The 12,533-nt window shown below is 39.4% G+C and carries 14 protein-coding genes; 9 read left to right on the top strand and 5 right to left on the bottom strand.

All coding sequences use genetic code 11. The annotated features are described in order from the left end of the window. Window position 1 precedes the first annotated feature (1 nt). Complete coding sequence (locus J2Y67_RS01030; protein WP_310169652.1) at window positions 2-514, bottom strand: DoxX family protein; 513 nt, start codon at window positions 512-514, stop codon at window positions 2-4. A gap of 245 nt (window positions 515-759) precedes the next feature. On the opposite strand from J2Y67_RS01030, the gene J2Y67_RS01025 reads away from it, so the two are divergent. Both J2Y67_RS01025 and J2Y67_RS01020 read left to right on the top strand, forming a co-directional pair. Beyond that, the gene (locus J2Y67_RS01025) at window positions 760-1,413 is read left to right on the top strand and encodes an HAD family hydrolase (protein WP_310170240.1); all 654 of its coding nucleotides are present in this window, start codon (window positions 760-762) and stop codon (window positions 1,411-1,413) included. A 48-nt stretch (window positions 1,414-1,461) separates the two neighbouring features. After that, the gene (locus J2Y67_RS01020) at window positions 1,462-1,743 is read left to right on the top strand and encodes a hypothetical protein (RefSeq protein ID WP_310169651.1); all 282 of its coding nucleotides are present in this window, start codon (window positions 1,462-1,464) and stop codon (window positions 1,741-1,743) included. Between the two features lie 89 nt (window positions 1,744-1,832). Here J2Y67_RS01020 and mreBH read toward each other — a convergent pair whose 3' ends face one another. Then, window positions 1,833-2,840, bottom strand: a complete 1,008-nt coding sequence (gene mreBH / locus J2Y67_RS01015) for a rod-share determining protein MreBH (protein ID WP_310169650.1) — start codon at window positions 2,838-2,840, stop codon at window positions 1,833-1,835. A gap of 295 nt (window positions 2,841-3,135) precedes the next feature. Between mreBH and miaA the strand changes: the two genes are divergently transcribed. From miaA to spoVK, 3 genes are all read left to right on the top strand, one after another. Beyond that, window positions 3,136-4,092, top strand: coding sequence for a tRNA (adenosine(37)-N6)-dimethylallyltransferase MiaA (miaA, locus tag J2Y67_RS01010; RefSeq protein ID WP_310170238.1), 957 nt, complete (start codon window positions 3,136-3,138; stop codon window positions 4,090-4,092). Window positions 4,093-4,118: 26 nt separating this feature from the next. Next, a complete protein-coding gene (hfq, locus tag J2Y67_RS01005) occupies window positions 4,119-4,349 on the top strand; it encodes an RNA chaperone Hfq (RefSeq protein ID WP_310169649.1) in 231 nt (76 codons plus the stop codon). A 142-nt stretch (window positions 4,350-4,491) separates the two neighbouring features. Beyond that, window positions 4,492-5,442, top strand: coding sequence for a stage V sporulation protein K (gene spoVK, locus J2Y67_RS01000; protein ID WP_310169648.1), 951 nt, complete (start codon window positions 4,492-4,494; stop codon window positions 5,440-5,442). Between the two features lie 388 nt (window positions 5,443-5,830). Here the strand turns inward: spoVK and J2Y67_RS00995 are convergent, their stop codons facing one another. Beyond that, window positions 5,831-6,436, bottom strand: a complete 606-nt coding sequence (locus tag J2Y67_RS00995) for a trimeric intracellular cation channel family protein (RefSeq protein WP_310169647.1) — start codon at window positions 6,434-6,436, stop codon at window positions 5,831-5,833. Between the two features lie 172 nt (window positions 6,437-6,608). On the opposite strand from J2Y67_RS00995, the gene hflX reads away from it, so the two are divergent. The 4 genes from hflX to glnA all read left to right on the top strand — a co-directional run bounded on the left by hflX (window position 6,609) and on the right by glnA (window position 11,243). Continuing rightward, complete coding sequence (gene hflX, locus J2Y67_RS00990) at window positions 6,609-7,877, top strand: GTPase HflX (protein WP_310169646.1); 1,269 nt, start codon at window positions 6,609-6,611, stop codon at window positions 7,875-7,877. 15 nt (window positions 7,878-7,892) lie between these two features. Beyond that, on the top strand, window positions 7,893-9,164 hold the full coding sequence (locus tag J2Y67_RS00985; RefSeq protein ID WP_310169645.1) for a methionine gamma-lyase family protein: 1,272 nt from the start codon (window positions 7,893-7,895) through the stop codon (window positions 9,162-9,164). A gap of 312 nt (window positions 9,165-9,476) precedes the next feature. Next, the gene (locus J2Y67_RS00980) at window positions 9,477-9,878 is read left to right on the top strand and encodes a MerR family transcriptional regulator (protein WP_310169644.1); all 402 of its coding nucleotides are present in this window, start codon (window positions 9,477-9,479) and stop codon (window positions 9,876-9,878) included. A 30-nt stretch (window positions 9,879-9,908) separates the two neighbouring features. Further along, window positions 9,909-11,243: a type I glutamate--ammonia ligase gene (gene glnA / locus J2Y67_RS00975; protein WP_310169643.1), complete on the top strand. Its 1,335-nt coding sequence runs from the start codon at window positions 9,909-9,911 to the stop codon at window positions 11,241-11,243. A gap of 75 nt (window positions 11,244-11,318) precedes the next feature. Here the strand turns inward: glnA and J2Y67_RS00970 are convergent, their stop codons facing one another. Both J2Y67_RS00970 and lexA read right to left on the bottom strand, forming a co-directional pair. Next, entirely contained in the window at window positions 11,319-11,603 is a 285-nt protein-coding gene (locus J2Y67_RS00970; protein ID WP_310169642.1) for a DUF4257 domain-containing protein, read from the bottom strand. Between the two features lie 184 nt (window positions 11,604-11,787). After that, entirely contained in the window at window positions 11,788-12,411 is a 624-nt protein-coding gene (lexA, locus tag J2Y67_RS00965; protein WP_310169641.1) for a transcriptional repressor LexA, read from the bottom strand. Between the last annotated feature and the right edge of the window lie 122 nt (window positions 12,412-12,533).

The raw sequence follows: 12,533 nt of genomic DNA, 5'->3' as shown, positions 1-12,533 counted from the left end.
TCTAGGCGCTAAGTGGGAATTTCTCTTGCTTCGACTTTTTTAATAACACTTTTTTAAAATATGGGTAAATCCATCGGTCTAAACCAATCTTGCCTGCATTTATTCCGGCGACAAGTATGAACATCCCGATTAGAGCCATCTGTGGATTCGTGCTAGTCGTCCCGGAAAACATATAAGCAAAATTCATTACAAGACCCATAAGCATAGCAAAATTAGTAAAGACTCCGATGATTAAGGCGAAACCCACTAAGAATTCACCCCAAGGGACTAAGATATTAAAAAGTTCAACATGTGGAATTGCAACATCATGCAAAAAATTAGCCCACCATGGTTGAACAGCGGGATGTTCACCAATTCCCTGTTTTACCGCACCGGATAAAAAGCCACTCGCATCAAAATTGCCACTGGATAATTTCCCCCAACCCGCATTTAGCCATTGCCATCCAAGATACAATCGAAAAACAGTGAGAAGCAATGAGGCATAGCGGTTTTTTCTTAAAAATTGGTTAAACATAATAAATCCTCCTTGATATGATTGATAATAATTATTGTTGATAACGATTATCATTATCACGTATTTTGAAATTACAGTCAATAAAAAAGTGGATAAATATCCATAAATAGGTAGATTTGCTTATAATTGTGTGAACAAATTGATTGGTATAAAATAGTAAAGGGGATTATTTCCATATGTAGAAGGAATTTAAGATAATATCATAAGTAAAATTTGGAAAATATAAAGTGGAGCGAGATGATTATGTGATTAAAGGGGTCATTTTTGATTTTGATGGACTAATTGTCGATACCGAATCAGTTTGGTTCGAGGCGTTAAAAGAGGTTCTAATGGAAAAACATCATGTGGAACTGGAATTATCAAAGTATTCCAGCTGTATTGGCACAGGCAGTGATGTTTTATTTAAATATCTTCGGGGAGTAGTTGGAGAAGATGTAGACTGTGAACTGCTTAATCAACTTGCACTTGAAAAGTACAACGAAAAAATGAAACAACCTTCCCTTAGAGAAGGGGTCATCGAATATTTAGAGGAAGCTAAAATAAATAATTTGAAAATTGGTTTGGCATCATGTTCTTCAAGAGAGTGGGTTGCCCGGCATCTAAAACCATTAAATATCATTGAGTATTTTGATGTGATCAATACCAAAAATGATGTAAAAAAAGTGAAACCGGACCCGGAAATATATATAAAAACTCTGACTGATTGCAATTTAAAACGACCTGAAGCCGTTGCCTTCGAGGATTCTTTAAATGGATTACTAGCAGCGAAAGAAGCCGGCATCCGTTGTGTAATTGTTCCAAATGATGTTACCAGACACTTATCGTTTGAAACTCATGATTATAAGCTGGAAACAATGAGTCAGGAAGCTTTAAGTGAGGTTATAAAAAAATTAATTTAAACAAATAGTAGATCTTGACGGTTATGGTATTGCACCTGATGGAACGGATTGGAATTAACAAATGAAAAGGCCAATAAATTGGGGGAAGCCGGAAATAAAATGCCCGAAGTGGATAATATCTGGGAGGAAGCGGCAAATATTCATGAAAAAGTGGCAAATAAAGTTGTAAGGCGTCCAAGAGGTAATAAATATCATAGATATTGCTTTGAAAAATGGTATTTTGTAAAAAACAGGCTTTATTTTTACCCAATACTGGATTTATATTTTTATTTTTACTTCAAAAAAGGATTTTGGAAAATAAAATATCCAATGTGGCAAATATCCAGATAAACCGGCTAATAAGTCATCCAAACTGGACAATAAAATGGTACCAATTGAAAAAGGTCGAAATCGCCCCCGATTTCGACCTCTAAACCTATTTATTTCGCCGCCGTTTGCAGCATATTAATATATTTCAGTGATTTTCCGGTACCAATTGCTACCGATTCAAGCGGACTTGGAGCAAGTGAAACAGGAACGAAAATTTCCTTGCTTAACCATTCCTCCATTCCATTCATTAAAGCACCGCCACCCGTTAAAATCACACCCCGGTCAACGATATCACCGCTTAGCTCAGCAGGACAGTCTTCAAGCGTTGCACGGATTGCCTCTAAAATTTGCAATAAAGACTCCTTCATCGCATTACGAATTTCATAGGATGATAGATTAATCGTTTTGGGCAATCCGGTCACCAAATCACGCCCGCGGACATCCATGAATTTTTCTTCATGATCAATCAGGGCAAAGCCAATTTCCATTTTGATATTTTCGGCAGTTCTTTCCCCAATCAGCACATTATATACCTTTCGCACGTGTTGAATAATTTCATCGTCAAAACGGTCACCGCCCACTTTAATGGAATGGCAAGCCACGACACCGCCAAACGAAATGATCGCAACTTCGGTATTCCCGCCGCCGATATCTACCACGACATTGGCTACAGGTTCGTCTATCGGCATGCCTGCTCCAATCGCTGCGGCCACAGGTTCTTCGATTAAACTAATTTTTTTTGCCCCTGCATTACGAACGGCATCATGGATCGCTCTCCGTTCAACACTGGTTGAACCGGATGGAATGCAAACTACAACATTTGGTTTGCGGATGGAAAACCCGCCTTTTTTCGAAGCTTTCCTCATTACGGCTTTTAACATTTCCGTTGTCACATCATAATCTGCAATGACTCCATCCTTTAATGGACGAACCGCGACAATTTTTTCCGGAGTTTTCCCAATCATTTGTTTTGCCTCCGTCCCAACAGCGACGATTCGCTTCGTGTTCGTATCGATTGCGACTACTGAAGGTTCGTTAAGAGCAATTCCCTTGTTTTTCGTATAGATTAATATATTAGCAGTTCCTAAATCAATTCCAATTTCTGAATTAGATAACATGTTTTCCACCTTTTCTCTTGTATTCTTACAGAATAATCTACGGATAAGCCTACCACGAATTTGGGGGTAATTTGTCGATTGTAAATGAAACGTTACCCATTTGTAATCTTAAATGAAAAACACTCCTCAATTGGAAATAAATTTGTCATAAAAAATTCACTTTGAAATTTTGCATAGAAAAGTTATTTTTTGTATATACTTATTTGATGTTCAACTGCTTTTCAAATATGTGTTACGATAGGACGTGAAAGAGTAGATCTTTCACTTAAAATGGAATAAGGGCAGTGTGAAAAGATTGGATTTAAAACAAAAGTTATTAGTCATTATTGGTCCGACTGCAGTTGGAAAAACCAAGCTTAGCATTGAAATGGCGAAAAAGCTTGACGGGGAAATCATTTCGGGTGACTCCATGCAAATTTACCGTGGCATGGATATTGGCACAGCAAAAATAAAGCCTGAAGAAATGGAAGGGATTCCGCACCACCTCATTGATATTCGCGATCCGGATGAGACCTTTTCAGTTGCGGAATTTCAACTGCTTGTTCGTGAAAAAATCAGGGAGATTGCTGAAAAAGGAAAGCTTCCAATCATTGTCGGAGGAACCGGACTTTACATACAGTCTGTCATTTATGATTATCAATTTTCCGATGCTGCTGCTGATGATGAGTTCCGGATGCAGTTGGAAGAAAGAGCGAAGAATGAAGGTGCTGAGGTACTTCACCAAGAATTAACTGAGATTGATCCCGGGAGTGCGGCGCAAATTCATCCCAACAATGTCAGAAGGGTCATTCGGGCACTCGAAATCTATCACCGCACCGGAAAAACAATGAGTGATGTGCAAAGCGAACAACAGCCTGACCTTCTATATGAGACAGCACTGATCGGATTAACGATGGACCGCGAAAAACTTTATGAGCGAATTAACCAGCGTGTCGATCTAATGATGGAGGAAGGACTTTTATCAGAAGTAAAACATCTCCATGACCAGGGACTAAGGGACTGTCAATCCATCCAGGCCATCGGCTACAAGGAAATTTATGACTACCTTGATGGAAAAATCAGCCTTGAGCAGGCGGTTGAAAGTCTAAAGCAAAATTCAAGACGCTATGCAAAAAGGCAATTAACTTGGTTTCGAAACAAGATGGGTGTAGAATGGTTTGATGTAACAGATGTGCAGAATTTCTCGAAAAAATTAACGGAAATTTCACATTATGTTGAAGGAAAGCTACAAGTAAAATCGAATACATATTAGTAGAGATAAAAGAGGAGGATATACAAATGAAAACAACCATTAATATTCAGGATCAATTTTTAAACCAATGCCGGAAGGATAACACCCATGTAACGGTATTCCTATTGAACGGTTTCCAATTAAGGGGTTGTATCAAAGGTTTTGATAATTTTACAGTCCTGTTTGAATCGGAAGGAAAGCAGCAATTAGTTTATAAACATGCCATTTCAACCTTTGCTCCGCAAAGAAACGTACAGCTTGATTTGAATGCAGAATAAAATCCATATATAAATTTGAGCCCAAATATCTGGGCTCTTTTTTATTTTTCAAAATAAAAAGCATAAAAACTGAATACACATAGGTTGAGGGAATATTGACTAATTCGTGCGCAGACTGTTTGCAGATTGAGAGGTGAAAGCTTTGGATCAACAATTCCGTGAGAAAAGTAACGGTCAAATAAGAGTTGTCCTCAACACACAAAAGAAAAAATCAATAACAAAAAAACTGCCAGATTTTCAAGTTGTTCCAAAGGAAATCCCCCCTGAGCATTCGGCTTTAATTGAAATAGAGGAAGAGCTTGGTGCTTTGGTTGGCATGGAAGAAATGAAAAAAATGATAAAAGAAATTTATGCCTGGATTTACGTGAACAAAAAGCGGGAAGAAATGGGATTAAAGGCAAAAAAACAAGCCCTTCATATGATGTTTAAAGGAAATCCCGGCACCGGAAAAACAACAGTAGCCAGATTGATTGGCAAGCTTTTTCAAAAAATGAATGTTTTGACCAAGGGACACTTAATTGAGGCGGAACGGGCCGACCTTGTTGGGGAGTATATCGGCCATACCGCCCAAAAAACGCGTGACCTTGTAAAAAAAGCACAGGGCGGCATATTATTTATTGATGAAGCCTATTCCTTAGGGCGCGGCGGGGAAAAGGATTTTGGTAAAGAAGCGATTGATACGCTTGTCAAGCACATGGAGGATAAGCAGCATGAGTTTATTTTAATTCTTGCCGGCTATTCTCGAGAGATGGAGTATTTTTTAACTCTAAACCCCGGTCTCCATTCACGGTTTCCTCTTGTTATTGATTTTCCTGATTATAACATCGAGCAGCTGATGGAAATTGCCAAGCGGATGCTGACTGAGAGAGAATATTCCTTTAGTCATGAGGCAGAAAAAAAGGTAAAAGATCATTTGATTTGGGTAAAAGCCGTTTTAAGTCCGGCTAGTTTTTCGAATGGTCGTTATGTGCGAAATATTATCGAGAAATCAATCCGGGCCCAAGCAATGCGATTACTAATGTTAAACTCGTATGATCGGCATGAATTAATGACCTTACGGAGCAATGATTTGGTTTTTGAAGAAGATATGTAAAGTTGTAATAGGGAAGTGAGCTCATTGTCGTAAAAGGCAGTCCAATTGTCGCAAAGAGGGCTCCAATTATCGTATTGAGCAGCTATTGTCGTAAAGAGCGGTCCAATTGTCGTAAAGGTTAAGCCAATTGTCGCAAAGAGGGCTCTAATTGTCGGATAAGCGGCTCCAATTATCGCATAGAGCTGCCTATTGTCGTAAAGAGCGGTCCAACTGTCGTAAAGGTTAAGCCAATTGTCGCAAAGAGGGCTCTAATTGTCGGATAAGCTGCTCCAATTATCGCATAGAGCTGCCTATTGTCGTAAAGAGCGGTCCAACTGTCGTAAAGATTGATCTAATTCTCGCAAAAGTGGCACAAAAAAAATCGGCGGATCATCATGTCCGTCGATTTTTAATTTGCTTCAAGAGAGCGGATTGGCAGCTTCCAATTGAATGTGTAGGAAAGTACTCGTAACACGGTGATCATTCCAAATAAAGTGTACAATTCCCATGGTTGGGAAGCAATTTTTAGCCCAATAAATAATCCGGCAAGAATCGCCCAAACCGCATAAATTTCAGCCCTTAGGACAATTGGTTTTCTTCCAGCTAATAAGTCACGAATAATCCCACCGCCGATTCCCGTCAAAACAGCTGCGACAATAATCGCACTCATGGGATGGTGCATATTAGAAGCATAGATAGCACCTTGAATAGCGAATGCTGAAAGTCCAATCGCGTCAAATAAGTTCCCCCATTTTTGCCAATGCTTCAGTAAATTTGCAGGAAACAAAAAGACAGCTAAAATCGCAATAATGGCGATCTGAAAAAATAAACCCTGATCCCACAAAGCCGAAACGGGTACACCAATTAACAGGTTTCGAATCGCACCGCCGCCAAAGGCTGTAACAATTCCTAAAATAAAAACACCTAAAATATCATATTCCTCTTCCATTGCCACAATCGCACCACTAACAGCAAATGCAATTGTGCCAATCATACTCAGCACTTCCCACGTCATTTTTTCTCATATCTCCCCAAAATTTCTTTTTATCTAAAACACTATATAATAAGAACAAATATGATTTTATCACGTAAAAGTGATAAATCAACTAAAATTTTGAATGGAAATAGAGAATTTTGGAATGATTTGATATGATGGGGGAAGAACTTTTCGGAAAGGAAGAATACTGATGGAACATACGGAGACAAAGGAAACCGTTGAAAAAGCAATTCTTGTTGGCTGCCAAACACAAGAGATGGACGATTTGCGTTTTCTATTTTCGCTGGATGAATTAGCTTCCTTAACAGAGACAGCACAGGGGGAAGTTCTGATTTCAGTTACTCAAAAACGTGAACGCATCCATCCGGCTACATACCTAGGCAAAGGGAAAGTTGAAGAATTAAAGGCATTGACGGAAGAACTTGAGGCTGATTTAGTCATTTTTAATGATGAACTTTCCCCAAGCCAAAAGCGAAATTTAGCGGGGGAAATCAATGCCCGGATTATTGATCGAACCCAGCTGATTCTTGATATCTTTGCGCAAAGGGCTCGTTCAAAAGAAGGAAAATTACAGGTAGAGCTCGCACAGCTCCAATATCTATTACCACGCCTGGCCGGACAGGGAACATCTTTATCCCGTCTTGGTGCCGGAATTGGAACAAGAGGACCAGGGGAAACAAAGCTCGAGTCGGATCGTCGTCATATCCGCCGCAGGATTGATGATATTAAAGGACAGCTCTCTGTGATCGTCCAGCACCGGGACCGCTACAGAGAGAGAAGAAAGAAAAATAAAACCTTTCAAGTCGCCATTGTCGGCTACACGAATGCTGGAAAATCAACTTTGTTTAATCGTCTTTCTGAGGCAGAGTCCTATGAGGAAAATCAGTTGTTTGCTACCCTTGATCCAATGACACGAAAATTGATTTTACCAAGCGGGTTCCTGGCGTTGATTACCGATACGGTTGGATTTATTCAGGATTTACCGACCACCCTGATTGCTTCCTTTCGCTCCACACTTGAAGAGGTAAAAGAAGCAGATTTACTGCTTCATGTAGTTGATATGTCCAATCCAGATTATTTTCATCATGAAAAAACAGTCAATAAACTGCTTGAGGATTTAGAGGTAAAAGATATTCCACAATTAACCGTCTATAATAAAAGGGATCAGAAGCACCCAGATTTTGTTCCGACCGCTAATACTCCGTCTGTTTTTATTAGTGCATTTGACAAAGAGGATCGGAATGAGCTAAAAAGAAAAATGGAAAGTGTCGTCATTGAAATGATGGTTCCATATCAAGTGGAAGTTCCATCAACAGAAGGAAAACTGTTGTCCTTATTAAAAAATGAAACCGTATTGCGCGATCTTAGTTTTAATGAGGAAAGTCAGCTTTATCAATGCCGGGGATATTCACTTAAGGATCATCAAATAACGGGGCAATTAGAGAAATTTAAAGTGTAGAATAGGAGATACAAAATGTTTCAACAGTTGAAAAATGGGGAAAAGCTTCAGCCAATAGTAAGCGAAGTGGAAAAGCAAATTGCTGAAGTACATAAAAGGATTGAAGAAAGAGCTGAGGTAAATCAGTTCCGGGTGTTGCAAAGTTATCAAAAGCATAAAGTGAGTGATTCGCATTTCATCCCATCCACAGGCTATGGCTATGATGACATTGGCCGGGATACATTGGAATTAGTCTATGCAGATGTATTCGGGGGAGAAGCGGGTCTCGTACGACCGCAAATTATTTCCGGCACCCACGCGATTTCCATCGCCTTATTTGGTGTGCTCAGACCGGGAGATGAACTTTTATATATTACCGGAAAACCATATGATACGCTGGAAGAAATTGTTGGGATTCGCGGGAATGGTGTTGGGTCGTTAAAGGAATTTGGGATTACTTATGATAGTGTTTCTTTAAGCAGCGCGGGGTCGGTTGATTGGGATTCGGTTGCAGCCAAAATCAAGGCGAATACAAAGATGATTGGTATTCAACGTTCAAAGGGATATGCCACAAGACCATCCTTTACCATTGCTGAAATCAAAGAAATGATCTCTTTTGTAAAAGAAATCAAGAGTGATGTGGTCGTGTTTGTGGATAATTGTTATGGTGAGTTTGTAGAGGAATTGGAGCCTTGTCATGTTGGTGCTGATTTAATGGCCGGTTCTTTGATTAAAAACCCCGGCGGCGGGATTGCCAAGACGGGCGGCTATATTGTCGGCAAAAAACAGTGGGTCGAGGCATGTTCTTACCGGATGACTTCACCTGGAATCGGAGCGGAGGCTGGTGCCTCGCTTTACAGTCTTCAAGAAATGTATCAAGGGTTTTTCCTTGCTCCGCATGTGGTGGGGGAAGCTGTGAAAGGTGCTGTGTTCACAGCGGCTATGCTTGAAAAATTAGGCATGAATTCTTCGCCAAAATGGGATTCTCAGAGAACGGATCTGATTCAAGCGGTACAATTCGATGACCGTGAAAAAATGGTGGCATTTTGTCAGGCAATTCAATTTGCTTCACCAATAAATTCACATGTCACCCCGTATCCTGCGTATATGCCTGGTTATGAAGATGATGTGATTATGGCCGCAGGAACTTTTGTTCAGGGGGCAAGTATCGAACTGACGGCCGATGGTCCAATCCGGCCGCCGTATGTGGCTTATGTCCAGGGGGGTCTCACTTATTCACATGTTAAAATTGCAGTTTCCCTAGCTGTAGACCGTTTGCTGGAAAAAGGATTAATTCAACTGGATTAGCTGAAACTATGAGGGTCGCTATAGATGGCGGCCCTTTATCAGGTTGAGAAGGGGTCTTGGTGCCCGAGAAAGCGGAAAGATCGGTTGAATGGGAACTAACAGAGGCTTATGGTGCCCGTGAACAAGAAAAGAAATCAGCAACGGTCACTTAAGAGTATTTAGATAATCCAAAGTAATGCACCATCACCCGTATCAATAATATAGATAAATTTTATTCGAAAAACCATGTTAGAAAATCTAACATATGATTGACATCTTTTCTAACACGAAATATAATAACAATATGAATTACGAAAAGGGAGGCGAGGATTGGTGAGCGGAAAAGAAATTCGCCGTTCTATGCCACTGTTTCCCATCGGAACAGTCATGCAGCTAACGGAATTGACTGCAAGACAAATCCGGTATTACGAAGAACATGAGTTGGTTACTCCAGCAAGAACGGATGGAAACAGGCGTTTATTTAGTTTAAATGACATTGATCGTCTGTTAGAAATCAAGGACTTAATAGATCAAGGGGTCAATATGGCTGGAATAAAACAGCTATTCCTTGTGAAGGAGCAACAAACCAATATTATTCAACAGGAAGCTGAAAAGGCGAAACGAGACTTAACAGACGAGCAACTTAGAAAACTACTTCGCAACGAATTGTTGCATACGAACAAATTGAGTCGTCCAACTCTAAGACAGGGTGATATGTCACGCTTTTTCCATTAATCATTTCAATTATTAATAGGGGGTAATAAAATGGCTAAGTTTACAAAAGCAGATATTCAACGTTTGGCACAAGAGGAAAATGTTAAATTTATTCGTTTACAATTCACAGATATTCTTGGAACCATTAAAAATGTGGAGATTCCAATCAGCCAATTAGAGAAAGCATTAGATAACAAAATGATGTTTGATGGATCTTCTATCGAAGGATTTGTACGGATTGAAGAATCAGATATGCGCCTTCATCCTGATCTTGATACTTGGGTTGTTTTCCCTTGGACTGCGGAAAAAGGTAAAGTTGCTCGCTTAATTTGTGATATCTATACACCAGATGATAAACCATTTGCCGGAGACCCGCGTAATAACCTTAAACGAGTTTTAGCGGAAATGAAGGAACTTGGGTTTACGAATTTCAACTTAGGACCAGAGCCGGAATTCTTCTTATTTAAATTAGATCAAAAAGGGGAACCTACTTTAGAATTAAATGACCAAGGCGGATACTTTGACTTAGCACCAACTGATTTAGGAGAAAACTGCCGTCGTGATATCGTTCTTGAGCTAGAAGAAATGGGATTTGAAATTGAAGCATCTCACCATGAAGTAGCTCCAGGACAACACGAAATTGATTTCAAATATGCTGATGCCGTTACAGCTTGTGACCAAATTCAGACATTCAAACTTGTTGTAAAAACTATCGCGCGTAAACATGGTTTACATGCAACATTTATGCCAAAACCATTATTCGGAGTGAATGGTTCCGGAATGCACTGCAACCTTTCCCTATTTAAAGATGGCAAAAATGCATTCTTTGAACCAACTGGTGATCTTGAATTGAGTGATACTGCTCGTCAATTTATTGCTGGAATCTTGAAGCATGCTCCAAGCTTTACGGCAGTGACGAACCCAACTGTAAACTCTTTTAAGCGTCTTGTACCTGGTTACGAAGCACCTTGTTATGTTGCATGGTCTGCACAAAATCGTTCACCATTAATTCGTATCCCGGCTTCACGCGGAATGAGCACACGTGTTGAGGTACGCAGTGTTGACCCAGCAGCAAACCCATACCTTGCTTTAGCAGTACTTTTAAAAGCAGGTTTAGATGGAATTAAAAATAATATAACTCCTCCCGCTGCAGTGGACCGCAACATCTATGTAATGAGCAAGGAAGAAAGAATTGAAGAAGGCATTATCGATCTTCCTGCAACATTAGCACAAGCACTGGATCAGTTAAAAACTAACGAAACTATGGTTTCTGCTCTTGGTGAACATATTTTCGAACACTTTGTAGAAGCAAAAGAAATTGAGTGGGATATGTTCCGTACAGTTGTACACCCTTGGGAAAGAGAACAATATATGTCCATGTATTAATACAAAAAACTCCTAAGCATATGTTGCTTAGGAGTTTTACTATTATACCAGTTTCTAACAAAAAAGGGTTTCCATTTAATCTGAATCATTTTGCTTAAATTGCTTATAACCGGTCAGAACCAAATCACCACCAATCCCGGCACTAATCGAGATGGTCATTTTTTCAACATAAGAATTAGGAGAAATATACACGACAAGGAGCAGTGAAGCAATTGCACCTAAGAGCATTTCTTCAAAAAACCCTAGATAAACGAACCTTTTTGTCTTACGTGGCATGATGATTTTTCCATGCTTTCGAATATGTCCGATCATTCCAACTACACCACCGATTACGAAAGAGAAAATAATGTCTTTTAACACTGATTCTCAACTCCTTAAGCCTAAATTTTTGACCTAAGGTAAAATCTTGGTGTAATTCCATTATATTAAAATTGTATTCTATAAAGAATGGGTAAAAAATACTGAATTTTCAATATTTGTAAAATAAAAATAGTATTATCTAATAAAAAAGAGCCAGCACATTATTTTGCACTGACTTCTTTGATTAGTGTATATGTCGATAAACTCCGATCACTTTTCCTAAAATCGAGACATTCCTTAAAATGATTGGTTCCATTGCGGAATTTTCTGGTTGCAGGCGAATATAATCCTTTTCTTTAAAAAACCGTTTACAAGTCGCTTCATCTTCCTCTGTCATTGCGACAACAATATCACCGTTATTGGCGGTTTGCTGCTGTTTAACAATGACATAATCCCCATCAAGGATCCCTGCTTCAATCATACTTTCACCCATAATTTCCAGCATAAATACGTGTTCATCAGATGGCGCAAGTCTTTCAGGAAGTGGAAAATATTCCTCGACATTTTCAATCGCAGTAATCGGAGTACCGGCGGTTACCTTACCGACAACAGGAACATTGACAACATTATTTCTTGGGATTTGTGTCGTTTCATCTACTTCTAATATTTCGATTGCTCTTGGTTTAGTAGGGTCTCTTCTAATAAGCCCTTTACTTTCTAATCTAGCTAAATGACCGTGAACGGTTGAACTCGAAGCAAGACCTACTGCTTCTCCGATTTCACGAACAGAGGGTGGATATCCTTTTTTCTTTACCTCGCCTTTTATGAAATTAAGAATATCCTGCTGCCGTTTAGAAATTTTAGCCATGGTAATTTCCACCTCGCCACTAGTAATTGTTACCTTAATTATAGCATGTTCACCAATTTTATACAAACATAAGTTCGAATAATATTGACAACAAACAAATGTTCGTATTATAATAAAATCAA

It is taken from the genome of Neobacillus niacini, assembly GCF_031456445.1.
Taxonomy (GTDB): Bacteria; Bacillota; Bacilli; order Bacillales; family Cytobacillaceae; genus Neobacillus; species Neobacillus niacini_I.
Note: the sequence above shows the minus strand (reverse complement) of the source record. Positions and strands in the feature narration are given on the sequence as shown.

Bases quoted from the DNA above. Each gene is read 5' to 3' on its own strand.
- J2Y67_RS01030 (WP_310169652.1), bottom strand. From the start codon at position 514: ATGTTTAACCAATTTTTAAGAAAAAACCGCTATGCCTCATTGCTTCTC.
- mreBH (WP_310169650.1), bottom strand. From the start codon at position 2,840: ATGTTATCTAATTCAGAAATTGGAATTGATTTAGGAACTGCTAATATA.
- hfq (WP_310169649.1), top strand. From the start codon at position 4,119: ATGAAAACAACCATTAATATTCAGGATCAATTTTTAAACCAATGCCGG.
- J2Y67_RS00995 (WP_310169647.1), bottom strand. From the start codon at position 6,436: ATGACGTGGGAAGTGCTGAGTATGATTGGCACAATTGCATTTGCTGTT.
- hflX (WP_310169646.1), top strand. From the start codon at position 6,609: ATGGAACATACGGAGACAAAGGAAACCGTTGAAAAAGCAATTCTTGTT.
- J2Y67_RS00985 (WP_310169645.1), top strand. From the start codon at position 7,893: ATGTTTCAACAGTTGAAAAATGGGGAAAAGCTTCAGCCAATAGTAAGC.
- glnA (WP_310169643.1), top strand. From the start codon at position 9,909: ATGGCTAAGTTTACAAAAGCAGATATTCAACGTTTGGCACAAGAGGAA.
- lexA (WP_310169641.1), bottom strand. From the start codon at position 12,411: ATGGCTAAAATTTCTAAACGGCAGCAGGATATTCTTAATTTCATAAAA.